Source organism: Ruegeria halocynthiae (genome assembly GCF_900106805.1).
In the GTDB taxonomy this organism is placed as follows: Bacteria; Pseudomonadota; Alphaproteobacteria; order Rhodobacterales; family Rhodobacteraceae; genus Ruegeria; species Ruegeria halocynthiae.
This window is the reverse complement of the sequence record NZ_FNNP01000001.1, coordinates 401,089-425,729: the sequence shown is the minus strand read 5'-3', so window position 1 is coordinate 425,729 and position 24,641 is coordinate 401,089. Positions and strand designations below refer to the sequence as shown.

The 24,641-nt window shown below is 57.7% G+C and carries 22 protein-coding genes; 11 read left to right on the top strand and 11 right to left on the bottom strand.

The window, feature by feature from the left end; all coding sequences use genetic code 11:
- Positions 1–43: 43 nt before the first annotated feature.
- Positions 44–1,207: a pyridoxal phosphate-dependent aminotransferase gene (locus BLU89_RS02210; protein WP_074734109.1), complete on the bottom strand. Its 1,164-nt coding sequence runs from the start codon at positions 1,205–1,207 to the stop codon at positions 44–46.
- Here BLU89_RS02210 and BLU89_RS02205 point away from each other — a divergent pair.
- Genes BLU89_RS02205 through BLU89_RS02195 form a run of 3 tightly spaced genes read left to right on the top strand, consistent with a single transcriptional unit; the run spans position 1,206 to position 4,439 of the window.
- Positions 1,206–2,591: a M48 family metalloprotease gene (locus BLU89_RS02205; RefSeq protein ID WP_074734108.1), complete on the top strand. Its 1,386-nt coding sequence runs from the start codon at positions 1,206–1,208 to the stop codon at positions 2,589–2,591. The genes BLU89_RS02210 and BLU89_RS02205 overlap by 2 nt on opposite strands.
- Positions 2,588–3,346 carry a DsbA family protein gene (locus tag BLU89_RS02200; RefSeq protein WP_074734106.1) on the top strand — a complete coding sequence of 253 codons (759 nt, stop codon included), beginning with the start codon at positions 2,588–2,590 and terminating at the stop codon, positions 3,344–3,346. Before BLU89_RS02205 ends, BLU89_RS02200 begins: the two co-directional genes overlap by 4 nt.
- A gap of 22 nt (positions 3,347–3,368) precedes the next feature.
- Positions 3,369–4,439: an agmatine deiminase family protein gene (locus BLU89_RS02195; RefSeq protein ID WP_074734104.1), complete on the top strand. Its 1,071-nt coding sequence runs from the start codon at positions 3,369–3,371 to the stop codon at positions 4,437–4,439.
- A 6-nt stretch (positions 4,440–4,445) separates the two neighbouring features.
- Here the strand turns inward: BLU89_RS02195 and ispG are convergent, their stop codons facing one another.
- The 3 genes from ispG to hemA all read right to left on the bottom strand — a co-directional run bounded on the left by ispG (position 4,446) and on the right by hemA (position 8,206).
- Positions 4,446–5,567, bottom strand: a complete 1,122-nt coding sequence (gene ispG, locus BLU89_RS02190) for a flavodoxin-dependent (E)-4-hydroxy-3-methylbut-2-enyl-diphosphate synthase (protein ID WP_074734102.1) — start codon at positions 5,565–5,567, stop codon at positions 4,446–4,448.
- Between the two features lie 70 nt (positions 5,568–5,637).
- On the bottom strand, positions 5,638–6,852 hold the full coding sequence (locus BLU89_RS02185; RefSeq protein ID WP_074734100.1) for a helix-turn-helix domain-containing protein: 1,215 nt from the start codon (positions 6,850–6,852) through the stop codon (positions 5,638–5,640).
- Between the two features lie 130 nt (positions 6,853–6,982).
- Complete coding sequence (hemA, locus tag BLU89_RS02180; RefSeq protein ID WP_074736311.1) at positions 6,983–8,206, bottom strand: 5-aminolevulinate synthase; 1,224 nt, start codon at positions 8,204–8,206, stop codon at positions 6,983–6,985.
- A 300-nt stretch (positions 8,207–8,506) separates the two neighbouring features.
- Here hemA and BLU89_RS02175 point away from each other — a divergent pair, with 300 nt between their 5' ends.
- Entirely contained in the window at positions 8,507–9,895 is a 1,389-nt protein-coding gene (locus tag BLU89_RS02175) for a dipeptidase (protein ID WP_074734098.1), read from the top strand.
- 137 nt (positions 9,896–10,032) lie between these two features.
- Here the strand turns inward: BLU89_RS02175 and lpdA are convergent, their stop codons facing one another.
- A complete protein-coding gene (lpdA, locus tag BLU89_RS02170; protein ID WP_074734097.1) occupies positions 10,033–11,427 on the bottom strand; it encodes a dihydrolipoyl dehydrogenase in 1,395 nt (464 codons plus the stop codon).
- A 212-nt stretch (positions 11,428–11,639) separates the two neighbouring features.
- On the opposite strand from lpdA, the gene BLU89_RS02165 reads away from it, so the two are divergent.
- Positions 11,640–12,074, top strand: coding sequence for a hypothetical protein (locus BLU89_RS02165; protein WP_074734095.1), 435 nt, complete (start codon positions 11,640–11,642; stop codon positions 12,072–12,074).
- Here BLU89_RS02165 and BLU89_RS02160 read toward each other — a convergent pair.
- The 4 genes from BLU89_RS02160 to BLU89_RS02145 all read right to left on the bottom strand — a co-directional run bounded on the left by BLU89_RS02160 (position 12,071) and on the right by BLU89_RS02145 (position 18,609).
- Complete coding sequence (locus tag BLU89_RS02160) at positions 12,071–12,649, bottom strand: DUF924 family protein (protein WP_074734093.1); 579 nt, start codon at positions 12,647–12,649, stop codon at positions 12,071–12,073. The genes BLU89_RS02165 and BLU89_RS02160 overlap by 4 nt on opposite strands.
- A gap of 107 nt (positions 12,650–12,756) precedes the next feature.
- The gene (locus tag BLU89_RS02155; protein WP_074734091.1) at positions 12,757–14,028 is read right to left on the bottom strand and encodes an MFS transporter; all 1,272 of its coding nucleotides are present in this window, start codon (positions 14,026–14,028) and stop codon (positions 12,757–12,759) included.
- Positions 14,029–14,134: 106 nt separating this feature from the next.
- Positions 14,135–15,181 carry a tRNA preQ1(34) S-adenosylmethionine ribosyltransferase-isomerase QueA gene (gene queA / locus BLU89_RS02150; protein WP_074736309.1) on the bottom strand — a complete coding sequence of 349 codons (1,047 nt, stop codon included), beginning with the start codon at positions 15,179–15,181 and terminating at the stop codon, positions 14,135–14,137.
- A 44-nt stretch (positions 15,182–15,225) separates the two neighbouring features.
- Positions 15,226–18,609 carry a YhdP family protein gene (locus BLU89_RS02145; protein ID WP_245709640.1) on the bottom strand — a complete coding sequence of 1,128 codons (3,384 nt, stop codon included), beginning with the start codon at positions 18,607–18,609 and terminating at the stop codon, positions 15,226–15,228.
- Positions 18,610–18,677: 68 nt separating this feature from the next.
- On the opposite strand from BLU89_RS02145, the gene BLU89_RS02140 reads away from it, so the two are divergent.
- The 6 genes from BLU89_RS02140 to aqpZ all read left to right on the top strand — a co-directional run bounded on the left by BLU89_RS02140 (position 18,678) and on the right by aqpZ (position 23,513).
- Entirely contained in the window at positions 18,678–19,139 is a 462-nt protein-coding gene (locus BLU89_RS02140; protein WP_074734087.1) for a peroxiredoxin, read from the top strand.
- 87 nt (positions 19,140–19,226) lie between these two features.
- Positions 19,227–20,045 carry a ferritin-like domain-containing protein gene (locus BLU89_RS02135; protein WP_074734085.1) on the top strand — a complete coding sequence of 273 codons (819 nt, stop codon included), beginning with the start codon at positions 19,227–19,229 and terminating at the stop codon, positions 20,043–20,045.
- 178 nt (positions 20,046–20,223) lie between these two features.
- Positions 20,224–21,549 (top strand): M23 family metallopeptidase, encoded by a 1,326-nt coding sequence (locus BLU89_RS02130; protein ID WP_074736307.1) that lies wholly within the window; start codon positions 20,224–20,226, stop codon positions 21,547–21,549.
- The gene (locus BLU89_RS02125) at positions 21,539–22,039 is read left to right on the top strand and encodes a bactofilin family protein (RefSeq protein WP_074734083.1); all 501 of its coding nucleotides are present in this window, start codon (positions 21,539–21,541) and stop codon (positions 22,037–22,039) included. Before BLU89_RS02130 ends, BLU89_RS02125 begins: the two co-directional genes overlap by 11 nt.
- 157 nt (positions 22,040–22,196) lie before the next feature.
- The gene (locus BLU89_RS02120; protein WP_074734081.1) at positions 22,197–22,658 is read left to right on the top strand and encodes a hypothetical protein; all 462 of its coding nucleotides are present in this window, start codon (positions 22,197–22,199) and stop codon (positions 22,656–22,658) included.
- A 165-nt stretch (positions 22,659–22,823) separates the two neighbouring features.
- Entirely contained in the window at positions 22,824–23,513 is a 690-nt protein-coding gene (aqpZ, locus tag BLU89_RS02115) for an aquaporin Z (protein ID WP_074734079.1), read from the top strand.
- A gap of 51 nt (positions 23,514–23,564) precedes the next feature.
- On the opposite strand, the gene BLU89_RS02110 is transcribed toward aqpZ, so the two are convergent.
- Positions 23,565–24,113: a peptidylprolyl isomerase gene (locus BLU89_RS02110; protein ID WP_074734078.1), complete on the bottom strand. Its 549-nt coding sequence runs from the start codon at positions 24,111–24,113 to the stop codon at positions 23,565–23,567.
- Positions 24,106–24,612 (bottom strand): peptidylprolyl isomerase, encoded by a 507-nt coding sequence (locus BLU89_RS02105; RefSeq protein ID WP_074734076.1) that lies wholly within the window; start codon positions 24,610–24,612, stop codon positions 24,106–24,108. The genes BLU89_RS02110 and BLU89_RS02105 overlap by 8 nt, the downstream gene beginning before the upstream one ends.
- Positions 24,613–24,641 lie beyond the last annotated feature (29 nt).

Here is a 24,641-nt window from a genome sequence, read left to right as displayed (position 1 = left end):
TTTGTGGCAGACCCTATAGCAATCCCCTGCCTTTGTGAACGCTTTAGACCGTTTCCGAGATCACACCCCGTTCGGCCATGAAGCGCCGCAACCGATCCAGCCCGTCCTGAATGTCTTCGGTCGAGCGCGCATAGGAAAACCGCAGCGTCGTGTGCCCACGCACCGGATCAAAATCCAACCCCGGAGTCACTGCAACTCTGGCGTTGTCGAGTATCTCGGCCGCAAAGGACCGGCTGTCATCGGTCAATTCCGAGACATCCGCGTAGACGTAAAACGCCCCATCTGGCGGTGCAATTTTGGTGAACCCAGCTTTGGGTAAGCCTTCGAGCATCAGAAGACGATTGCGACGATAGACATCCAGATTGGCCTGAAGTTCTTCCTCGCAATCCATCGCGGCCAATGCCGCCACCTGGCTTGCATGAGGGGCGCAGATGAACATGTTCTGGGCAATACGCTCAACCACGCGCGCTTGATCTTCAGGCACGACCATCCAGCCAACCCGCCAGCCCGTCATCGAGAAATACTTGGAAAACGAATTGATCACATAGCACTCATCCGTCAGTTCCAGCGCGGTGACGGCTTTGGCTTCGTATTCCAGCCCGTGATAAATCTCGTCACTGATGAACGATGCGCCCTGCCCGTGTGCAGCCTCGATCAATGTCTGCATCGCGTCATGATCCAGCATCGTTCCTGTGGGGTTGGCGGGTGAGGCGACCATCAATCCCTGCAAATCAAGCCCCGCAAAATCGACAGGCACCGGTTGCAACCGGTTTTCCGGCGCGGTGGGCAGGTCGACCGGCACCAATCCCAGAGCTTTGAGAATTTGCCGATAAGACGGATAACCCGGCGCACCGATCCCCACCCGATCGCCGCTATCGAACAAAGCCGTAAAAGCCAGCAGAAATCCACCAGATGATCCCGGAGTGATCACCACCCGTTCAGGATTTAGATCAACGTCGTACCACTCACCATACATCTGCGCGATCCGTTGCCGAAGCGCGGGTAGGCCCAACGCCACCGTATACCCCAAAGGCCCCTGTTCCATGGCCTTCGCAAGGGCCTCGGTCGCTCCTTTGGGCGCACCGGTCCCCGGTTGGCCAACCTCCATATGAACGATATGCCGCCCGGCCTCCTCGGCCTTGCGCGCGGCCTCCATCACGTCCATCACGATGAAGGGATCGACCCCGGAACGGGTTGAGTTTCTCATGGCCATCTCCCATGTTGCAGCCATGGCTTTTGAACGCTTATCCCGGCTGGCGTCAATCCCGGCCGTGTTGCTGCTGGCAGTGACATGGTTGGTCAGCGCGATGCAGGCCAGCGCACAAAGCCTGATCCGTGATCCTGACATTGAACACGGCCTGCAAGAGCTTGCCTTTCCGATCCTGCGGGCCGCTGGCCTGAACACCAATCGCGTCCGGATTATGATTGTCAACGACGGTACATTCAACGCGTTCGTCATCGACTACAACACCATCTATGTGAACTATGGCCTGATCCTGACCGTTGATACGCCAGAGATGCTGCAGGCCGTGATCGCCCACGAGGCTGCGCATATCGCCAATGGTCATCTGGCCCGCCGTTCCGAAAACCTGCGGGCGGCGCAGCGCAACGCACAGCTTGGAACTCTTCTGGCGCTCGCTACTGCCGCTGCTGGTGGCGGCGAGGCTGCCGCTGGTATTGCGGCAGGGACGCAGGCCTCGGCACTGCGCAGCTTTCTGGGCCATACACGTGCCGAAGAGGCCTCGGCCGATCGCAGCGCCGCCAGCTATTTGCGTTGGGCCGGGATTTCTCCACGCGGGATGGTCAACCTGCATCGCAAGTTTGCTGGGCAAGAATTGCTGAACCCGGTCAATCAGGACCCCTACATGCGCTCACATCCGACCAGCCGCGAGCGTCTGCGCGCCGCCGAGTCGTTTCTGGATGAGTTCGGCGACAAGGCTGAGCAAAACGCAAATGCCGACTACTGGTTCGCGCGGGTCAAAGGCAAATTGTCTGCCTTTCTGCGATCCCCAACCTGGACAATGCGCCGGTCCGCTGAAGAGAAGGATCGTGACATCCGCCTGATGCGTGAAGCCGCGGCCCATCACCAGAACCGTGACCTGTCCCGCGCCCGTGCCGCAATCGACGGTGCGCTGAAGATTCGACCCGACGATCCGTTTTTCTACGAACTGAAAGGTCAGATCCTGCTGGAGAACCGGCGCGTGGGTGAAGCTGTGGATGCCTACGCTACAGCGGTTGAAATGGCCCCCAACAATGCTCTGATACTCGCCGGATACGGGCGCGCCCTGCTGGCCAACGGGCGGACGAAGCAAGCCTTGCAAGTGCTTGAAAAGGCACGGGCCCGGGATTATCGAAATCCCAGGCTCATGCGTGATCTCGGCTCTGCTTATTCAAAGGTGGGAAACAACGGGATGGCGTCCACTGTGACTGCAGAACGATTTGCGCTACAGGGGCGCCTTGTGGATGCGGGCATACATGCTAAACGGGCTGTTGCACAACTGCCCGAAGGTTCTCCGGGTTGGCAACGGGCACAGGATGTGCTGATTGCGTCGGAGCGCGAAAAGAAGAAGAAAAAGAGGAAACGGAAATGATCCTGAGACATGCTGCACCGGCCCTATTGGGTCTTTCCCTGATTTCCGGCCCGGCACAGGCGCTTGATCTGAACGCCATGAGCGACGCCGAGAAAGCCGAGTTTGGCACACAGGTGCGCGAATACCTGCTGGAAAATCCCGAAGTCATCATTGAGGCGATCAACATCCTGGAAGAGCGCAACGCCGCCGCCGAAGCCGATGCTGACAAAGAACTCGTCGCTGCCAATGCGGACGACCTGTTTAATGACGGCTACAGCTGGGTGGGTGGCAACCCGGATGGCGACATCACTCTTGTCGAGTTCATGGACTATCGCTGCGGCTATTGCCGCCGCGCGGTGCCCGAGGTAGCCACGCTGTTAGAGAGCGATGGCAACATCCGGCTGGTGATCAAAGAGCTCCCGATTTTGGGTGACGCCTCGGTCATATCCTCGCGCTTTGCTGTCGCGACCAAACAGGTCGCCGGGGATGATGCCTATAAGCAGGTGCATGATGCCTTGCTGGAATTCAGCGGTGAACCTTCCGAGGTCACCCTGCGCCGTATCTCGGATGGGTTGGGACTGGACAGCGACGCGATTGTCGCGGCCATGGACAGTGACGAAGTTTCCGAAGAGATCAACAAGTCTCGCGAGTTGGCACAAAAACTGCGGATTTCCGGTACGCCTTCGTTTGTTCTAGGCACCGAGATGCTGCGCGGCTTCCTGCCCGCTGACCAGATGCTGCAGATCGCAAATGGCGTTCGGGCTGAGCAGGGCTAAGGGATTGTGGAAGGGCTCTCAGATGAATCGGCGGAGCCTTTTACTTGCCGGAGGTGCGCTGGGTCTAATGGGCTTGTCTGACCAATCCATGGCAAAGCGCACGCCGGGTTTTTTCGTCCCGGCGGAAGAAACGCGCCACGAACGCACGTTCATGCAGTGGCCAGTCAGTCGCAAAGTGTACCGCGACCCGATTTTTCTGAACATGGTGCAACAGACCATCGCGGATATTGCCAACGCAATATCCGACTTTGAACCTGTGGCAGTGCTTGCTGCGGCAGAGCACCATCCGACTGCACGCCAAAAATTATCCGCAGCGGTCGAGCTTTGGGATATTCCAACCGAAGATTTGTGGTGTCGAGACTCGGGCCCCATCTTTGCGATCGACAATCATGGAGGGATCGCGCTCAGTCAGATTCAGTTCAATGGCTGGGGCCGGAAACAAGCCCATGAACAGGATGCGCAGATCGCCAGCAGGATTGCCGGGCGACTCGGGCTTCGCCTGATCCCAACCGAGCTGAAGGGCGAAGCTGGAGGTGCCGAGCAGGACGGCCACGGGTTAATCATGGCGCACGAAAGCTCTTGGGTTAACACTAACCGCAATCCCGGCCTGTCGCGTGATGAGGTCGAAGCCCGACTGCTTGCTGCCTATGGCGCCAAGCGCTTGATCTGGTCCGATGGTGTCTGGGGTGAGGATATCACCGATTACCATATCGACAGTCTGGCACGCTTTACCGGACCCGGGCGTGTACTGATCAACTTACCAGACGATCCGGACATGGATGACCCGTTTCACCTGGCCGCGCTTGACACTCATGACCGCCTCATTGCCGAGGGGTTACAGGTTGAGGTTATCCCCGAGCCCAACATACGCCGAATCAACCATCCGGAATTCGTGGCCTCTTATGCAAACTACTATGTTTGTAACGGCGCCATCGTGATGTCCCAGTTCGGTGACCTCAAAACAGACGAGATCGCGCAGCGCGCCCTCGCCCGCCACTACCCGAGCCGCGAGATCATTGCGATGAATGTCGATATTCTGGGCGAGTTGGGCGGCGGCATCCACTGTGCCACACAGCAGATGCCCGCTGTATAGCGCCTGCTACTCAGCAGCTTCCTGAGCCGCATCAATCTCAGCGGCTTTCTTTTCAACCTCTTCTACGATGTGGTCGATCATCTGGTCATTCGACATTTTGTGGCTGGCCTTGCCTGCAAGATAGACCATACCACTTCCGGCGCCGCCACCCGTAAAGCCGACATCAGTCATCAGCGCCTCACCCGGTCCGTTTACCACGCAACCGATGATCGACAGGCTCATCGGGGTTTTGATGTGCTCCAGTCGATGTTCCAGCGACTCGACGGTTTTAATCACGTCAAAACCTTGCCGCGCGCAGGATGGGCACGAGATGATGTTCACACCGCGATGGCGCAGACCCAGAGATTTGAGGATTTCAAAACCGACTTTAACCTCTTCGACCGGATCCGCAGACAAGCTGACACGGATTGTGTCGCCGATACCCATCCACAGCAAGTTGCCCAGGCCGATGGCGGATTTGATCGTGCCGCTAACCAGTCCGCCGGCCTCAGTGATGCCCAGATGGATCGGAGCATCGGTGGCCTCAGCGATCCCCTGATAAGCCGCAGCCGACAGGAACACATCGCTGGCCTTCACGCTGATCTTGAAGTTGTGAAAATCGTTGTCTTCAAGAATACGGATATGTTCCAATCCGCTTTCGACCATCGCCTCGGGGCATGGTTCGGCGTATTTTTCAAGCAGGTGCTTTTCCAGACTACCCGCGTTCACACCGATCCGGATTGAGCAATTGTGATCACGCGCGGCCTTAATGACCTCTTTCACCCGCTTTTCATCCCCGATATTGCCGGGATTGATCCGCAAGCATGCGGCGCCCGCCTCAGCGGCTTCGATACCGCGTTTGTAGTGGAAATGGATATCGGCCACGATCGGAACCGGACTTTCGCGCACAATTTCTTTCAGCGCTTTTGCCGAGGGTTCATCCGGGACAGATACCCGTACAATATCCGCTCCGGCTTCTGCCGCCGCCTGAATCTGTGCAACAGTCGCTGCCACATCGGTGGTCAGCGTATTGGTCATGGTCTGTACTGCAATCGGCGCATCTCCACCGACGGGCACATTGCCCACCATGATCTGGCGAGATTTGCGGCGATAGATGTCGCGCCAGGGACGTACGTGATTGAGGGACATGAGGATCGGTCCAGATCAGCCAGAGTTGACCCTTAGATAGTTCGCCAACCCATGAGGAGCAATGGCTAGATCACTCAGTCGGCGCTTCTGCTATCGTGGTCTGCAGCTCTGCGACCAATTGCTTGAGTGCACTGTTCTGTTCAGCCTCAAGATCAGCCACCGCAAAGCTTTCGGCGACGGCATCTTTGGACAGAACGACACCTTTGGTTACCGTACCGGGCGCGCCGACCGGTCCAAAGTGCTTACCATTCATCGAGAAATAGACCGAACCCGAGGCACCAGCCCGCAATTGCGGCGGTTCTTCGGTTAACGGAACTTCAAACGTGCTGCCTTGTTCGACAGTGCCCAGTGTACCTTCGAAGATCACACTGCCATCAGCTGCAGTGACCCGCATCCACGACGGGTTCACGGCGACGATTTTCAGCGTTGCATTAAGTTTTTCAACCACCTGAGGCAATGTAGGGCGTTCGACCGTATGAACCTCGGTCACATGAATCTGCGGGGGCTCAGGCGCGCGGAATGTTCCGACATTGCGCGGATCAAGGGTTGAGATCGGCGCATCGCGCGCGACCAGGACCGGTACATCCAGCGCCTGTGGACGATACAGACGATCCAGCGCCTCAGAACTCGGTGCCTTGGCGCCAGCCACTTCAATCCCTTCGGGCCGTGCCTGCGCGGCATCCAGCGGATCAAGATCGGTAAGCACGATTGGCGCCTGCTCGACCGGGCTGACCTGAACCTGCTGGATACGGTTCAGAACCGACCAGCCACCATAGCCAATACCACCGATGACGGCCAACAGGACCAGAGTTGATCCGATTGCACGTGGTTCGATCTGGCTAACGACGGATTCGCGGCCCGGAATATAGGGCGTGCTGGGCGAGACAAACGGATCACGCCCCATCGGTCCGCGCGAAGGCAGACCGCCCTGAGTTTTCTTGACCACGGACGCCTCGGCCGACATGCCATGCGCGACCTCAAAGCCACTTTCCTGGCAGAAGTTCGAGAAAGTTTCATCCGGGTTCATACCCAAATATCGGGCATAAGAACGCACATACCCGGCGATGAAGCCGGGTGTGTCAAATGCATCGGGATCAGCATTTTCGATGGCGGCGATGTAGTTGGCTTTGATCCGCAGTTCGCGCTGTACGTCCAGAAGAGATTTGCCCATCGTCGCGCGTTCACCACGCATGACATCGCCGAGCCGTACCTCGTAGTCGTCAAAACCCTTCGGCCTGACGTCCATACCTTCTTCGGAATCGCGCTGTGATCTGCGCCCAATCATCCCTGCTGCCCCATCTTTGCCTGTCGCGTGTTACGCGCCAACGCCGAATCGCTCCTATAACGATTCGTGCGTTGCTTTTGTTAGCCTAAGCTTAACACGCAGCAAACTCGTTGCACACTTTGGCGTGAGGTTATCCGGCAAGTTCGGCGCGATTTAGCGCACAATGTGACCAAAGTTCGTCCATCGCCTGTACCAGACGGTTCATTTCGTCGGGTCCGTGCACTGGTGACGGAGTGAACCGCAGACGCTCGGTTCCGCGCGGCACGGTCGGGAAATTGATTGGCTGTACGTAAATTCCATGATCATCCAGCAACCGGTCGCTGAGGATCTTGGTATGAACTGGGTTACCAACAATCACGGGCACGATGTGACTGCCGTGATCGATCAGCGGCAGACCCAATCCTTTGAGGCGCAGCTTCAAGATACTGGCCTGCGTCTGATGTTGCTCGCGCAGCTCCGGTGTGCGCTTGAGATAAGCGACCGATGCGGCCGCCCCTGCCGCAACCGCAGGCGGCAGCGACGTGGTAAAGATGAAGCCCGGTGCGTAAGAGCGGATGGCGTCACACATCTTGGCGCTTGCTGCGATATAACCACCCATGACGCCATAAGCCTTCGCCAGCGTGCCGTTGATGATGTCAATACGATGGGCCAGACGGTCACGTTCAGTCACACCACCACCACGTGGGCCGTACATTCCAACCGCATGAACCTCATCAATATAGGTCAATGCACCAAATTCATCAGCCAGATCGCAAATCTGTTCAATCGGGCCAAAATCGCCATCCATCGAATAGACCGATTCAAAGGCGATCAGCTTGGGGGCGGTCGGATCGTCGGCCTCCAGCAATTCACGCAGGTGGGCCACGTCGTTGTGACGGAAGATACGCTTTGCCCCCCCGTTACGCCGCACTCCTTCGATCATCGACGCATGGTTCAACGCATCAGAATAGATGATTAGGCCAGGAAACAGCTTGGGCAAAGTGCTCAGCGTGGCGTCATTGGCGATATAGGCACTGGTGAACAACAGCGCCTCTTCCTTGCCATGCAAGTCGGCCAGCTCGGCCTCAAGCCGTTTGTGATAGACGGTGGTGCCCGATATGTTACGCGTGCCGCCCGAGCCCGCACCGGTCGCATCCACTGCCTCGTGCATCGCGTCCAGCACAACCGGGTTCTGGCCCATGCCCAGATAGTCGTTGCCGCACCAGACGGTGATATTCTGCTGCGATCCGTCAGGGCATGTCCGCACCGCATGTGGGAAATGCCCGTTGCGGCGTTCGATGTCTATGAAGGTCCGGTAACGTCCTTCGTCATGCAGCCTGGCAATCGCAGTATCGAGCTGAGCAGTATAGTCCAACGGACCCTCCTTGGATGCCCGGTTGATATTATACCCGAGCGACTTTTTTCGCCACTCAGCAAATCGTGCGCTTACATGGCTTCGCGTTCCTCTGTTCAGACTGCCTACAGCCGAACCGGTGAACCCAACTTTGATTTGCATCAAATACCGGGTAAGGCGCGGCACGACAAGTAAAGTTACGGCAACCAGACGCGAGGAAACGACGCAGGCGTTTCAACTGCGATGTCGGCAGAACGGGCTGGACGGTCCCGCCTGCCCTGCTAGGCTCTGCGCAAATTCCAGACCTTCTAGGAGAACCCCATGTCGCTTGACGCCGTACTCAGCCGGATCGATACCGATCTGACCGCATCCATCGATCGCCTGATGGATTTTTTGCGAATCCCGTCGATATCGACAGACCCGGCGTTCAAAGAGAATGTTAACCAAGCCGCCGACTGGCTGGTGGCTGATCTGCAAAGCATCGGCATCAAGGCAGAAAAGCGCGAAACACCTGGTCATCCCATGGTCGTCGGCCATGTCGGCGAAGGCGGTGACGGCCCGCATGTGCTGTTCTACGGCCATTATGACGTGCAACCTGTTGATCCGCTGGAACTTTGGAACCGCGACCCCTTCGATCCGGCGCTGGAAGACACAGCACACGGGCAAGTGATCCGCGGGCGCGGGTCCTCCGATGACAAAGGTCAGTTGATGACCTTCGTCGAAGCCTGCCGCGCATGGAAAGCGGTTCACGGCACTCTGCCCTGCCGAATTACGTTTTTCTTCGAAGGCGAAGAGGAATCCGGATCGCCCTCACTAGTGCCGTTCCTCGAAGCGAACAAAACCGAGCTTCAGGCCGATCTGGCTCTGGTCTGTGATACCTCGATGGTATCGCGGGGCGTCCCGTCAATTGCTTCACAACTACGCGGAATGCTCAAGGATGAATTTACCATCATTGGTCCGCGCATCGACCTGCATTCGGGCCACTATGGCGGGCCGGGCCTGAACCCTCTGCGAGAGCTATCGCGTATCGTTGCCTCATTCTACGACGAAGAAACTGGCCGCGTGTCGGTCGACGGATTCTACGAAGGCGTACACGAAGTTCCGGCCGAGCAACTGCGCCAGTGGCAGAATTGCGGCTTCGATGAAGCAGAATACCTAAACTCTGTTGGCTATTCCCAACCCCACGGCGAAAAGGGGTACTCCACGCTGGAACAACAATGGGCGCGCCCGACACTTGAGGTGAATGGCCTCTGGGGCGGATATAACGGCGCCGGATCCAAAACCGTGATCCCGTCCGAGGCGCATTGCAAGATCACCTGCCGCCTTGTGGGCGATATGGACCCGGACGCATTGCGCAACAATATCCGCAAACATGTTGAAGATCGACTGTCACCCGATGCCAAAGTCGTCTGGGACAACGACCTGGAAGGGTCCCCTGCCTCGGTCATGAATCTCGACCGCCCCGAATTCGAAGCCGCGCGCGGCGCGCTTTCGGATGAGTGGGACCGCGAGGCCGTTTTCACCGGTATGGGCGGTTCAATCCCCGTCGTAGGGTTTTTCAATACGGTATTGGGATTGGATTCGATGCTGGTCGGTTATGCTAATGACGATGATGCCATCCATTCACCGAACGAGAAATACGATGTCAAAAGTTTCCACAAGGGCATCCGTTCGTGGGCGCGCATTCTGGAAGCATTGACCCGGAAATAAACTTGGAAACATGCGAGGCTCTGCCTCGCGCTCCGAGGTATTTTCGGCCAGATGAAGTACGGATCCCATGCTTCATCTGGCTGTAAATACCTCGGGGGAGTTGCGGCTTGCCGCAATGGGGGCAGAGCCCCCGTCCTTTACATATGGATCACACGCCCATAGGCATCCAGCACACTTTCATGCATCATTTCTGACAGTGTTGGATGCGGGAAAACGGTGTTCATCAGGTCTTCTTCTGTGGTCTCCAACTGGCGGCCAACCACGTAGCCCTGAATCAACTCGGTTACTTCCGCACCGATCATGTGCGCACCCAGCAATTCCCCGGTCTTGGCGTCAAACACCGTCTTGATCAGGCCCTCGGGTTCGCCAAGTGCGATGGCCTTGCCGTTGCCGATGAACGGGAAGCGACCGACTTTGATCTCATAACCAAGTTCTTTGGCCTTAGCTTCGCTGTACCCAACCGAGGCAACCTGAGGCTGACAATAGGTACAGCCTGCGATGCTTTCAGGTTTGACCGGATGCGCGTGTTTACCGGCGATCAGCTCAGCAACCATCACACCTTCGTGGCTGGCTTTGTGGGCAAGCCAAGGCGCGCCCGCGATGTCACCAATCGCATAAAGCCCCTCTACTCCAGTGCGACAGAATTCATCCGTCACAACATGGGTGCGGTCAATCTTGGCACCCAGCGCTTCGAGCCCGAGGTTTTCGACATTGCCGACAATGCCGACGGCCGAAATCACAGTATCAAAGTCATGCTTCTCAACCTTGCCCTTCACTTCGATATGCGCGGTGACTTTGCCTTTGGCGCGATCCAACTGCTTGACCATCGCCTTTTCCATGATGGTCATGCCCTGCTTGGTGAAGGCCTTCTTGGCAAACGCGCTTATCTCGGCATCCTCAACCGGCAGAACACGATCCATGACTTCGACAACAGTCGTGTCCGCACCCAGCGTGTTATAAAAGCTGGCGAATTCAATACCGATTGCGCCCGAGCCGATGACAAGCAGTTTCTTTGGCATACGCGGCGGTTGCAATGCGTGCTTATAAGTCCAAACCAAGTCTCCGTCGGCCTCAAGTCCGGGCAATTCCCGCGCGCGAGCGCCGGTGGCCAAAACGATATTCTTGGCTGTCAGCTCTTCCGTGCCTTTGTCGGTTTTGACGCTGACCTTGCCTTTGGCAGGGATCGTCGCCTCTCCCATCACAACGGCCACTTTGTTCTTTTTGAGCAGGTGACCGATGCCGCCGGAAAGCTGTGCCGCTACTCCGCGCGAACGCTTTACCACCGCGTCGAGATCATAACCGATCTTATCTGCCTTCAGTCCGAAATCCTTGGCACGCTCCATCAGGTGGAACACTTCCGAAGAACGCAAAAGCGCCTTGGTCGGGATGCAGCCCCAGTTCAAACAGATGCCACCCAGGTGCTCGCGCTCGACAACGACGGTCTTCAGGCCCAGCTGCGCCGCGCGAATAGCAGCCACATAGCCACCGGGGCCAGCCCCGATTACGATCAGATCATAGGATTGTGCAGCCATGTTTCCCTCTCGGCACAGGTCGGTTCAAAACTAGTTTACCGCTAAACTATTTCTTGCAACGCATCAACATAACAACCCGCGACATATATGACGCAGGGTTAGATCACGAATATGGAGCAGATTTCAGCCTATACCCACACTACCGCAAAGGCTAGAACTGAAGACAGCAGACCATCTGTTTCAAAACAAACCCAATTTTCGAAAGGCGTATCATGGCCAAAACGCTCAAAGATTTATTGCTCGCCCTTTTGAACGCAACCTTGATACTGCTGGCGCTGTGCCTGTTCCTTGGCTGGAAGCTCGCGCAATCGGTAGAACATATCAGATCCGGGTTTGCAGAGAATCTGCAACTTGTGGCTCCGCTACGCGAACAGGCGCAAGGCATCCGCGGAGAACTGACCGCACTGCGCAGCGATCTTGCAACCCTCAGCAGTCCGGACACACAGCTTGATGCCGCTGACCGCCAACAACTGAATGCAGCGCTGCAACGCCTGGGTAATGTGGAAGACAAGCTGGAAGATACCCAGGCCCGTCTGGCGAACCTGGTCGAAAACCCGGAAGATCTGATTGATCATGCCATCACGACATCCGCAGACCGTATCACCGACCGGCTTATGACTTTGAAAGGATGCGAGCCCGCGACTTAGGTCGCGGCCTGCAATTCACGCACTGTCGAGCCGTAGCCGCCACTGCTGACATATGCGGCTTCGTGTTCAGTCGTCGGGCGTTCCAGCGCATCGTTTCGATACGGGAAACGACCGAATTTTCGGATCACCTCTCGATGGGCCCGCGCGTGCAGCAGATTGCCGTCGCCACTTTCCGACATCCGTTCGAACATCAGGCGCACACAGCGTTCCTGATCACACAGATTTTCCGAATGCATCATCGGCAGATAAAAGAACTGCCGTGCCGGCTCGTCGATCTTGAGGTCCCAGCCCTTGTCGACCGCGCATTTCGCTGCAGCCAGTGCCGCCCGATCCGATGCGAACGCCTGCTTGTTGCCCCGGAACATGTTGCGAGGCAACTGATCCATAAGGACAATATAGGCAAGTGACCCGCTTGGATAGGTCAACCAGAGCGAGAACTTACCCTCGCACGCGGCTTTCCATGTTGTCAGAAATTTATCGCGGATTCGCGCATCCAGCGCTTCATCCTGCAGGTACCACCCCTTGGGGCCAACCTCATCCAACCAAAAACTCAATACTTCTTCAGGACTAACCATTGCCCTAGACTCCGTAATTGCCCTCCCCAGGACGTAACGTCATTAAAATCTCTTTTACAGATTTGTAACAGTAACATATTGCAACACTAGAGTCACATTTCCGGCGCTCAGGCGGGTTCTTGCGTATCCTGCTCGTCCTGCGCCGCCTCGATAACGACCTCTTGTGCAACTTCCATCGCAACGGGTGACGACGTTGGGTAGATCGGCATGATTGTCCCCGTTTCATCCACCGGCGCGTAAACGCGCTGTGTCATGCGGTAGGCGGCATACGCTGCCATGGCAAACATCAATGCGGCGATAAACATGAAAAAGCCCTTTGGGCCGATCACGTCCGTCCCCATCAGCCAACCCGTGATGATCGGCCCCGCGATAGCGCCTAGGCCGTTGATAAAGATCAGCCCGCCCGAAGCCGCCGACATGTCTTCGTATTCCAGATAATCGTTGGTGTAGGCGATCAGCAGAGAATAAAGCGGACTCGTCATGCCGCCGATGATGAAGGCCGCCACAAGAAGCATGGTGAAGGTAACGCCAAGGATCATTCCGATCAGGGCACCTACCCCGCCAACAGCGGCCACCAGCATGATCAGCAGACGTCGGTCCGTTCTATCGGACATCCAGCCCAGAGGATATTGCAACACAACAGCACCAACATAAAATACGGCGACAAAGGTCGAAATCTCGACAAGGCTCAGCCCCACCTGTGCACCGTATACGGCGCTCATCCCGAATTGCGCCGAAAATATCCCGCCCAACAAGAACATGCCGACACAGCCCAGCGGCGACGTTTCCATCAACTGGCGCAAGGTCATCGGCTTGGTGGTATCGAACGCTGGGGTCGGAGAGATGGATAGCAGAATGGGCGCGAATGAGATTGAAACAAGGATAGACGCGATAACAAAGGTTTCGTAGCCGGCAGGGTCCCCAACCAGCAGCAGTGCCTGCGCGCTGACGACACCGGTCATTTGAACCATCATATAGAGTGACAGCGCCTGGCCCCGGTTCTCATTGTTGGCTGCGTTATTCAACCAGCTTTCGGCGGTCACATACACGCCCGAGAAACAAAACCCTATCACTACACGGCCCAGCGACCACGCAATCGGATCGGTCAGCATCGGGTACAAGATCATGACGGCCGAGATAAAGGAGGCCAGTGCCGCAAAGACGCGTACATGGCCCACACGCCGGATCATCTCGGGCGCCAGACGCGAACCGCCCAGAAATCCAACGAAATAGGCCGACATCACAAAGGACATCTCAAGCGTCGAGAAGCCCTCAATCTCGCCGCGAACGCCCAGCAATGTGCCCTGCAGGCCGTTGCCGACCATCAGCAATCCCATTCCCAGAAGAAGCGCCCAAGCGCTGGAAAGAACCTGAAGCATTCCGCCTATCCAAAGTTACCGATGTTTTTTGTTCGCTTTGCAAGCAATTACGATCCACGTCGCGCCTGTATACGACATTGTTGAGACGCGGATGGCAAAGATGCGACTAAGGAATCAAGAGAGAGGCGTCGCCATATGAGAAAAAGCGGTACTCACCAGCAATAGCATGATCATAGATTGCATTGACCTGATCCTGTCCTATCAGTGCCGAAACCAGCATCAGCAGAGTGGACTTCGGCAAATGAAAGTTGGTCATCAGCGCATCGGTGACGTGGAACCGGAAACCGGGATAGATGAATATATCGGTCTCCCCCTCCCATGGTTCGATCCGCCCCGAGCGCGCAGCACTTTCGATCAGACGCAGGGCGGTGGTGCCGACGGGAATGATCCGTCCGCCCGCCGCTTTGGTCGCTGCAATCTCGGCTGCCGCCTGCGCGCTGACGCGCCCCCATTCGGCGTGCATCCTATGGGTGGTCACGTCGTCAACCTTGACCGGGAGGAACGTGCCTGCACCTACGTGTAAGGTTACATGAGTAAATTCGACACCGCGTTCCGCGAGCGCATTCAACAAAGCATCGTCAAAATGCAGCGACGCAGTAGGCGCCGCAACAGCACCGGAATTCCGCGCCCAAACGGTTTGGTAATCGGTCTTGTCCTGTTCATCCGCCGCTCGCTTCGCCGCAATATAGGGTGGCAACGGCATTGCGCCTGCCTGCTCCAGAGCGCGGTCGAAATCTTCTCCGGTCAGGTTGAAACGCAAATAGGCCTGGCCGTCGGCGACACGATCCAAGGTCGCGCTCAGATCATCCGAAAACACGATCTCCTCTCCGAGTCGGACCTTTTTCAATGGCTTGATCAGCGCAGCCCAGCAACTATCGGATTGCGGGTCCAGCAGCGTCGCTTCGATCGCAGCGGAAACAGGGCCTTGTGCGCTTTCGCGATGGCGGCGGCCACTCAGCCGCGCAGGGATCACGCGGGTGTCGTTCAACACCAGTCGGTCTCCGGGGCGCAGCATGTCAGGCAGATCGAACACATGGTGATCCTGAATCGAGTCCCCATGCGCAACCAGCAGCCGCGCCGACGGGCGCGGATTGGCGGGCCGCGTCGCAATCAGATGTTCGGGCAAGTGGAAATCGAAATCGCTGAGTTTCATGGCGGCGCCATACATCGACCTAAAAGATTCGGCCACCGTTCAGTTCAGCGATTTTCACCGCGCGTTTGAGTATCCGGACGAGGACCTGCGGACGGGTCTGTCGTGGCTTTCGGACCATCAGACACGGTTGGCGCAGGTTCGCGCAGCAGGTTGCGGAGAAACAATGGCGCAAGCCCCGACAGCGGGTTGACTGAAACTTGCGGCTTGGTCAGCGGGCCGGTCAGCGTGTAGTTGAAGGCAAATATCCCCTCACCCTTCTTGGTCAGAATGCTGCCAATCACGTTCACAAGATAGATTGGCGAAATTGCACCGCGCAGGTTCAGCATTCCGGCCACCGTGTCGATCGTTCCGTCAAATGACAACCCCATTGACGGACCAACGGCGCTGCCGCTCAGCACCTTCACCTCGGTCGGGGTGATGCGCATCTTGCTGTCGATGGCCGAAAAGAAAATGCCCTGTCCCGCCATTTCATCCAGCAGCCCAACCAGACTGATTGCGTTCAACAACGCAGCCATGGCGGGCGCATCTTTGATCCGCGTGTCCCGAATCTGTAGGTCCACATCATAATTTCCCGGTGCGGCGACAGGATCGAGCTGCACCTGCAATGATCCACCCCGAGCTTGCGTCAGAACTCCGGCCGAGCGCAGAACCGCCCCCGCATCATCCGAAGTCAAACCAACCGCTGACCGAGAAGCGCGTGGCGTGACCTGCCCTCTGATCGAAGCGCCCCCGTTGACCTGCGCCGCGAAACTACCGTTAAGCCCGCCGGTGGTCTGGAACGATCCGGTTAAACCGGTCAACGCAACCGTTTCAGTGACCTGCAACCGATCCAGCGTGACGTCAAGCCTTGGGCCTGGCCCTGCCTCATCGCCGCCATTGCTGCCTTCACCCAGACTGGACTTTCCCAGATCAAGTACACCGCCCAACACGCGGATATCCGGTAGCGCAGCCCCGCGCCCGATCAGCTCTGCCGGAACCGCAAGCCAATCCCCCAGCTCAAAGGAACTGAACTGAACCCGGTCAAATGTACCGTCGCGGAATGATATCTCCGCCGCGGTTCGCAGACCTGCCGTGTCAATCCGCAAGGCATCAACCTTAAGCTGCGCCCCCAGCGTCGCCTGGGCCATCAATGTGCCGCTGGTGTTGGCGGGTTTGCGCCAACCAAGCTCGGGGATGGCCAGTGCAACACCCACGAGATCAGAATCTGCGGTCAAGCGCGGAGGCTCGCCAGCGCCGAGGCTGAGATTGAATTCAGCGATCCCCTGCCCGACCAGCATCCCGCGCGGCAACCCGGCGTTGATCTGCTCCATCAGGCGCGGCGAGAGCTCGATCTCTCCCGTCAATTCACTGCGTTGCGGGGTGTCTCCGCCAATTGGCTGGCGCCAAGCGGCCACGACAGGAACTACGCCGAACAGCCCGTCGCCTTCGATGGCCACCTGCGACTGATCTCCGGTCAGGGTCAGGCGGTCAGCACTGATATTGAAACCCGGCACCAGTTTGTCGCTATCCAGATTCGACAGCTCTCCGGTGAAATGAAACCGGGTATCGTTGAGTTTCAGCCCCTTGATCAGGGGCAATGAAAGTGTCCCACCAAGCCTGACCTGACCATCCGCCAGATCAACCGGCAGATTGGCCTTGGTCAGCAATTGCAGCGGCGGCCTGTCCAGAAGGGACAAAGCCGCTGTTACGCTGCCGCTGGCCCGTATGCGCGCAATTCCCGGAGTTGTTTTCTTGATGCTCGTATCGGGGATGATGAACGAAGTACCCGAGGCGTCGACCGCCCCACCCTTATCCGCGATCACGATTCCCTGTTGCGCCGATACTGTAAAGCGACGGTTGAGCAAGCTGGCCTGCCCCTGCGCGTTCTCAATGGGCGGCAACGTTTTGGCAAATCGAACCTTGGTGTTTTCAAACTCGAAATCCAAGTAGATGTCGGGCTTTTCACCAGGCCGCAACCGCAGGGCGAAGTCCAGATCTGACATCTCGCCGTAATGTACATTTTCGGTGACCCAGAGGCGCGGTTTCGGGGCCAGCCGTTCGGGCCAGTATTTCAGCAGCTGATCGGATTTCATCCGATCAATCTGCGCATCGATTTCAGCCACCCAGCCTTCGGAGAGACCCGCCAGAGACCCGCTCAACCGCGCGCGGTGTGCACCATCTTCGATTGTCATCTGCCCCAGTTGCAACCGGAACGGCGCCAGCTTCATCTGAAAATCCACATCGGCCTTCGTCAGGTTCAGCGCCTCGGGGAACAAATTGGCCGGATTGACCTCGATCCCACTCAGTCGGAACTGCGCTGACATACTGTCCAATCCCCCGGCGTTGACCCCCTGCAGGAAAGCCTTGCCATCCGCCTGCACGGTTCCCCAGGCAGAACTGATCGAGACCTCATTGAAATCCAACACCTGCCGCGCTGGATCGTAAGTGAAATAGGTTCGCGCCGAATCGAATTTGATCGGGGTCGTTTCCAGTGTCGGCTGTACCGCACCCACACCCAGATTCAGCGTTGCAAAAACCGGCCCCAGCGCGCCCTCGGCATCAACGCTGCCTCGAAGAGCACCCGAGATCGGAGTTTTGAGCACCTGCATCCAGGCAAGGGCCGGGCTGTGACCGGCAATGTCCTCGGCCGGAAGATCGGTGATCGACACGCCAAACCGTGCGGTCGGACTGCCCAATTGGCTGGTATAGTTGGCCTCGATCATGCTGACGTAATCACGCCCGGCGAGAACTGAGAAACCTGTGGCCAGCCGGACTTCGCCCGCGCTGCGGGTGGCCTGAATGCGCCCGCCATCCAGAACCCAGGACCGCCCCAGCCGAAGATCCTGATAATCCAGCGTGATCGCATCCAACTCGACCGAGGTCAGGGCCGAGAGGATGGGCGACATGAAAACGGCGTCCGATCTTTCGATCAACTGCGCGAGGTTCGGCGCCTGTCCAACCGGAGCGCTGCCTGCACCAACGGTCAGCGACAAAGCGCCGTCGACACCTCTGGTCAGCGCAATTTGAGCGCCCTCCAGGATAATTCGTTTTGGCCGCACATGACCGCGCAGCAGTGGGCGCATCGACAAGCTGGCTCGCAGGTCCGACACTTCGGCAATCTGCTGTCCCGCCGCATCACTGATACGGACATCGGTCAGGCGCAATCGCGGACGCCAGCCTTCGTGGATTATGAAACTGACATCGCCGAACTGCACTTTTACACCGCCCAGCGCTGCATCAATACGTGCCTCTACCCGGTCACGTAACCAGACTGGCGCGTGTAAACGATGACCAATCGCCATGAACCCTGTGATCAGCGCCAGAAAAACAAGAATGAAGACGCCGCGCAATGTCCACAGCCCGGCCGTTCGCCGACGCGATCGGCGGCGCGGTTTGTTGCCCGCTTGCGCGTCATCCTGCTGTTCTTGCTGGACCAATTTGCGCCCCACGCCTTTCAACCTGCCAACGGAGCCCTATGATAAGCAGCAACCGTTAATTTCCCAGCCGGAGTTTGAATATGCCCGAAGTCTCAGACATCGCACCCGACTTTACTCTGCCCCGCGACGGCGGCGGCGAAGTGTCCCTGTCGGAACAGCGTGGCCGCGCAGTCGTCCTGTTTTTCTATCCCCGCGATGATACGCCGGGCTGCACCAAGGAATCCATCGGATTCTCGGAGCAGTTGCAGGCCTTTGCAGATGCGGGCGCTAATATCTTCGGCATCTCGCGCGATACTGTCGCCAAGCATGACAAGTTCGTGGCCAAACATGGTCTGACTACGCCGCTGCTGTCCGATGACGGCCAGACCGTGTGCGAGGATTATGGCGTCTGGGTCGAAAAGAACATGTACGGGCGTAAATCTATGGGTATTGAACGTTCGACCTTTCTGATCGACGCTGAAGGCAAGATCGCCCGTGCCTGGCGCAAGGTGAAAGTTCCGGGTCACGTGGATGAAGTACTTGAGGCGGTGCGCGCGCTCTGACCCTCTCGACCTGCGCGGGCATACGGTCTATGACCCGCGCGGATTGCAACAAAGGTGGGAAAAGAAGTGGCCAAGACACTAACCGAAATGGCGACCGAGGTTCTGACCACGGCGGTGGGGCACGAGAAAACAGCCCTGTCCAAGACATACGCAGCGGCCTGGTTCGCCGCCCGCAAAGGCGATACGCCAGAGATCGAAATCGGCACAGCCGCGCCGCCGCTTTATCCCGCGCGACCTGAGAAACCCGAATTGTTGTCCCCGCGCGACGTGCCCCGCCGCAAGCCGGGATCAGAGGTCGGCCGTATCGCCCTGCTGCACGCCGTTGCCCATATCGAATTGAACGCGGTGGACCTGCACTGGGATATCATCGCCCGGTTTGGCCACGTTCCCATGCCCATCGGTTTCTACGACGACTGGGTAAAGTGCGCCGAAGAAGAATCGCGCCATTTCGAGATGGTCTGCGACTGTCTGGAACGAATGGGCAGCCATTATGGCGCCCTGCCCGCACATGCGGGAATGTGGCGCGCTGCCGAAGACACCGCAGAAGACCTGATGGGTCGTCTTGCGGTAGTGCCCATGGTGCTTGAGGCGCGCGGGTTGGACGTGACCCCTGGAATGATCGACATCTTCCGAAGGGCCAAGGCCGAGGACGCGGTGGCCGCTCTTGAAGTGATCTATGCCGAGGAAGTGGGTCACGTAGCGTATGGCTCGAAATGGTTCCATTTCCTGTGCGGGCGCGAGAATGCCGATCCCAAGGAGGTCTTCCACCAGCTTGTCCGCCGCTATTTCCACGGCGCGCTGAAACCACCTTTCAACGAAGAGAAACGCGCCGAGGCCGGGTTGCCACCTGATTTCTACTGGCCACTAACCGAGGATCTGCCACCACCCGGAGTTGTGTCAGATTGATAGCAAACGCACGCGATCGGCAAATTCCCGCCGATCACGCGCGATAAAACTCCGTTCGTCGCCCTCGATTGGTTAACAAACTTGCCCGAACGGCCCGACCTCTCTATGCAATCGCGTCAAGGAGCGGCTACTCACTCACGACCGGCTCCGAGATATGGGGACAATTGAGGTAGGACGCGTGCGGACACGTCTGGCAATCAAACTACACTCACTGCTTGAGCGGCACTTTCCTGAGCGCCGGGTATTTCTTAAATCTGACGATGACACGCGGTTCATCCGATTAAGTTCGGAAACCCAGATCGCTGCAGTCGCGGGCGTTTCGGTCATGGTCGCATGGACCGCGATTGCGACCTCGATCCTGCTGATGGACAGCATCGGGTCGGGCAACTTCCGGGAACAAGCCAAGCGTGATCAGGCCACCTATCAGGAACGCCTGAATATTTTATCGCAAGAGCGCGACACACGCGCAGCCGAGGCTTTGGCAGCGCATGACCGGTTCAACGTAGCGCTCGAACAGATTTCTGTCATGCAATCCGAATTGCTGGAATCGGAAAATCGCCGCCGCGAGCTGGAAACCGGAATCGAAGTGATCCAGACCACACTGCGCGCCACGATGAAGCAGCGTGAGGATGCCCGCAGCGAACTGGCCGAGCTGCTACAAAGCACCGATGGCGGTGCGGCTTACATGATGGCGACGGCCAACCCCGAACAGATGGCGTTCATGACGGATGCTCTGTCGCGCACCGCCGCGCAGCGCGACCAGATCGCCGCTGACGCGCAAGGTGCATTGGATCAGCGCGACGAGCTTGAGCTTGAGATTCGACTGATGCAGGAACGCAGCGACGAGATTTTCCGCCAGCTGGAAGAGGCAATGGTGATCTCGGTCGAGCCCCTCGACAAGATGTTCCGCAAAGCGGGTATGCCAACAGATCGTATCCTCGACGAAGTTCGGCGCGGATATAGCGGTGTCGGCGGTCCGCTGACCCCTTTATCCTTCAGCACACGCGGTGAGGAACTGACCCCCGACCAGATCCGCGCCAACGTCCTGCTGGAACAGATGGACCAACTGAACCTCTATCGCATTGCTGCCGAAAAGGCCCCCTTCGCCAGCCCTGTGCGTGCCGCCGTCCGCTATACCAGCGGCTATGGTACGCGACGTGACCCTAAGACAGGCGGTCGTCGAATGCATAACGGTGCGGATTTCGCCGGTGCAACCGGTACGGATATCTTTGCCACAGCCGATGGCGTCGTCACTCATGCAGGCTGGCAATCTGGCTTCGGACGACTGGTCAAGATCAAGCACGCCTTTGGGATTGAGACACTTTACGCTCATAACACCAAGATACGCGTAAAGGTCGGTCAAAGGGTCTCGCGCGGGGATCATATTGCTGATATGGGTAGCACCGGACGGTCTACTGGCACGCATTTGCACTATGAGGTGCGCGTGAACGGAACACCTGTAAACCCAATGACTTACATCAAGGCTGCGAGAAATGTTTTCTAAGAGCAAAATCAACGAACCCGGATCGAAAGAGACTGAGGCAGCGAAACCGGCCGCACCGACCACTCCGGCGGCTCCTGCACCGGCTGAAACCAAGGCCAGCACCCCGCCCAAGCCAAAGCCGCCCGCATCAGTTCTGTCATCTGATCTGCACATCACCGGTAACCTTAAGACCTCGGGTGACATTCAGGTCGAAGGCACCGTCGAAGGCGACATCCGTGCCCACCTGCTGACCATCGGCGAGACCGCCACCATCAAGGGCGAAGTCACAGCTGATGACGTCGTGGTCAATGGCCGTATCGTAGGTCGTGTGCGTGGCCTGAAGGTCCGCCTGACCTCGACCGCGCGGGTTGAAGGCGACATCATCCACAAGACCATCGCCATCGAAAGCGGCGCGCATTTCGAAGGGTCCGTTCAGCGCCAGGACGACCCATTGAACCCAGGTCGCGGCGGCAAGCCGGGCGCCAACCCTGCTGCGGAAGTTAAGCAGTAACGCCGGAATTCACATTTTGATACGATGAACGCCGCAGGAAACTCTGCGGCGTTTTTGTTTGGTACGGACCAGTAAACAGGATGCTGCTGCACCTCTTTGCGAAACTCATTCGCTCCGCTAGCGTGGATACATTCCACAAATTCACCGGAGGTCCCCTATGATACGCAAATTAATCCAACGTCTTTCCATCGCGCTGGCTCTGGCTCTGGCTGCACCTGTATCGGCGAATGAGGGCGGCGGCTTCCCTCAGATCGTCGGGACTTGGACCGGGACGTATTTGGTCGCCTTCGCAAAATCAAATCCCAATCATGACAAGGGACTGTTGCGCACTGAGATGGAGCTAGAGATCGTCAAGCTTGACGGCAACCTCATCACCGCTACCAATCGCTGGCGCCGCATCGGCGATAAGGATTGGATCGTCGAAGAAGCCATGGGCACCTTCAGCCTTGCAGATCCCAACAGCTTTGTTCTGGCCGAGGCCGGAATTTCAGGCGACGATGTGTCATCCGGTATTTTCCAGGGCGTCTATATCGACGACGTAATAATGGTGACCTATGCAGGCCCTGGAACCGGCGTATCGTTTGCGGCGCAACTCGTAAGAAAGAAGGCCGACAAATAGCGTTAGCAGCGCGTTGGCGGCGTGGCGATGAACTCTCCAGCCGTCAGCGCGCCCGGTTACGAACAGCAGTGCGGCATCACTTAAAAAATTCCCCGCTGTGGCCCAGTTTCACAAAAAGTGATTTTTGAATTAATCTTAAACTCATTGTTTTCTGGAGGACTTTTAATGTCATCAAAACTCATGGCCGAATTCTTTGGCACGTTCTGGCTTGTACTTGGCGGCTGCGGTAGCGCGGTACTGGCAGCTGGCGTTGCAGATGTTGGCATCGGCTGGCTGGGCGTATCTTTCGCCTTTGGATTGACCGTACTGACCATGGCCTATGCGGTCGGGCATATCTCGGGCGGGCATTTCAACCCTGCTGTCAGCCTTGGCCTGATGATCGGCGGGCGGTTCGACGCCAAGGATCTGATCCCCTATTGGATCGCTCAGGTGATTGGCGCCATCGCAGCGGCAGCAGTTCTGTATCTGATTGTCAGCGGAGCACCCGGGTTCGAAGGGGTTGGAGGATTTGCCTCGAACGGGTATGGCGAAGCCTCCCCCGAGGGCTATTCGCTCATGTCGGCCCTTGTGATCGAAATCGTCATGACGGCGTTCTTCATCGTGATCATTCTGGGTGCAACCTCCAGCGGAGCGCCAGCAGGGTTTGCCCCGATCGCCATCGGATTGGGACTGACACTGATCCACTTGATCTCGATCCCGGTTACGAACACATCCGTGAACCCTGCCCGATCAACGGGCGTAGCCCTGTTTGCCGATGGTCCGGCGCTGGCTCAGCTTTGGCTGTTTTGGGTCGCACCCTTGATCGGCGGCGCGATTGGCGCGCTGATCTGGCGGGCCATGTCGACTGACGATTGATCAAATCACGTCAGAAAGCCCCGGCCTGCAGTCGCGGCCGGGGCTTTCTGTTTATTCGGTCACAGTGACCTTTTTCATCGCATCAGGTTGCCCGATCACGGCGCCATTCGGGCCATCCCCCCGCTTGATCGTATCAACCACGTCCATTCCGTCTGTCACCTGACCAACAACGGTGTACTGACCGTTCAGAAACGGGCCTGGCTCAAACATGATGAAGAACTGCGAGTTGGCACTGTCGGGGTCCTGCGCCCGCGCCATCCCTACAACTCCCCGTTCATAGTCAAAATCCGAGAACTCGGCTGGCAGATCGGGGCGGTCCGAGCCGCCAGTGCCCGCGCGACGCATGTCGCCGCCGACACGACCAAACTCAACATCACCGGTCTGCGCCATGAAGCCGTCGATCACGCGGTGAAATACAACGCCATCATACTGACCGGCTGCAGCCAGAGCAGTAATCTGCTCAACATGCTTAGGTGCAAGATCTTCGAACAGATCAACAGTGACAGTGCCATTAGCCCCCTCACCTTCAATCTCGATCTCAAGGCCCGTAGCCAGCGCAGGGCTGGCCATCAGGACAAATGCGGCGGCCAGCTTATGCATCGGCGGCCACCTTGACGCTGATCATCCGGTCCGGGCTTGCAGGCGGCTCACCGCGCACAATGGCGTCCACATGCTCCATCCCGTCGATAACGCGTCCGTAAACCGTGTACTGACCGTTCAGGAAGTGGTTGTCGCCGAAATTGATGAAGAACTGCGAGTTGGCCGAATCCGGGTTGGCCGAGCGCGCCGCACCCAAAGTGCCCCGGTCATGGGGTAATTTCGAGAACTCAGCCGGAACGTTCGGCAGCGACGAACCACCAGTACCAGCCATGCGCAGGTTGAACTCGTCTTCCATGTCACCGTGCTGTACGTCGCCGGTTTGGGCCATGAACCCGTCGATCACGCGGTGAAAGGCAACATTGTCATATTCGCCACCGCGGGCCAGCTCTTTCATGCGAGCCGAATGCTGAGGGGCTACATCGGGCAGCAATTCGATAACGACATTGCCGTCCTTCAGCTCGATGATGATCGTGTTTTCGGGGTCTTTGATCTCGGCCATCTGGCCCTCCTGTCTTTGAAACTTGCGCA

What these genes read in the sequence shown, in the direction of transcription:
- BLU89_RS02135 (WP_074734085.1), top strand. Translation starts at nt 19,227, where the DNA reads ATGGCGACCGAGGTTCTGACCACGGCGGTGGGGCACGAGAAAACAGCC.
- BLU89_RS02210 (WP_074734109.1), bottom strand. Translation starts at nt 1,207, where the DNA reads ATGAGAAACTCAACCCGTTCCGGGGTCGATCCCTTCATCGTGATGGAC.
- BLU89_RS02155 (WP_074734091.1), bottom strand. Translation starts at nt 14,028, where the DNA reads ATGCTTCAGGTTCTTTCCAGCGCTTGGGCGCTTCTTCTGGGAATGGGA.
- aqpZ (WP_074734079.1), top strand. Translation starts at nt 22,824, where the DNA reads ATGTCATCAAAACTCATGGCCGAATTCTTTGGCACGTTCTGGCTTGTA.
- BLU89_RS02125 (WP_074734083.1), top strand. Translation starts at nt 21,539, where the DNA reads ATGTTTTCTAAGAGCAAAATCAACGAACCCGGATCGAAAGAGACTGAG.
- BLU89_RS02175 (WP_074734098.1), top strand. Translation starts at nt 8,507, where the DNA reads ATGTCGCTTGACGCCGTACTCAGCCGGATCGATACCGATCTGACCGCA.
- BLU89_RS02120 (WP_074734081.1), top strand. Translation starts at nt 22,197, where the DNA reads ATGATACGCAAATTAATCCAACGTCTTTCCATCGCGCTGGCTCTGGCT.
- BLU89_RS02105 (WP_074734076.1), bottom strand. Translation starts at nt 24,612, where the DNA reads ATGGCCGAGATCAAAGACCCCGAAAACACGATCATCATCGAGCTGAAG.
- BLU89_RS02195 (WP_074734104.1), top strand. Translation starts at nt 3,369, where the DNA reads ATGAATCGGCGGAGCCTTTTACTTGCCGGAGGTGCGCTGGGTCTAATG.
- queA (WP_074736309.1), bottom strand. Translation starts at nt 15,181, where the DNA reads ATGAAACTCAGCGATTTCGATTTCCACTTGCCCGAACATCTGATTGCG.
- lpdA (WP_074734097.1), bottom strand. Translation starts at nt 11,427, where the DNA reads ATGGCTGCACAATCCTATGATCTGATCGTAATCGGGGCTGGCCCCGGT.
- BLU89_RS02110 (WP_074734078.1), bottom strand. Translation starts at nt 24,113, where the DNA reads ATGCATAAGCTGGCCGCCGCATTTGTCCTGATGGCCAGCCCTGCGCTG.
- BLU89_RS02165 (WP_074734095.1), top strand. Translation starts at nt 11,640, where the DNA reads ATGGCCAAAACGCTCAAAGATTTATTGCTCGCCCTTTTGAACGCAACC.
- BLU89_RS02160 (WP_074734093.1), bottom strand. Translation starts at nt 12,649, where the DNA reads ATGGTTAGTCCTGAAGAAGTATTGAGTTTTTGGTTGGATGAGGTTGGC.
- BLU89_RS02185 (WP_074734100.1), bottom strand. Translation starts at nt 6,852, where the DNA reads ATGATTGGGCGCAGATCACAGCGCGATTCCGAAGAAGGTATGGACGTC.
- BLU89_RS02205 (WP_074734108.1), top strand. Translation starts at nt 1,206, where the DNA reads ATGGCCATCTCCCATGTTGCAGCCATGGCTTTTGAACGCTTATCCCGG.
- ispG (WP_074734102.1), bottom strand. Translation starts at nt 5,567, where the DNA reads ATGTCCCTCAATCACGTACGTCCCTGGCGCGACATCTATCGCCGCAAA.
- BLU89_RS02200 (WP_074734106.1), top strand. Translation starts at nt 2,588, where the DNA reads ATGATCCTGAGACATGCTGCACCGGCCCTATTGGGTCTTTCCCTGATT.
- BLU89_RS02140 (WP_074734087.1), top strand. Translation starts at nt 18,678, where the DNA reads ATGCCCGAAGTCTCAGACATCGCACCCGACTTTACTCTGCCCCGCGAC.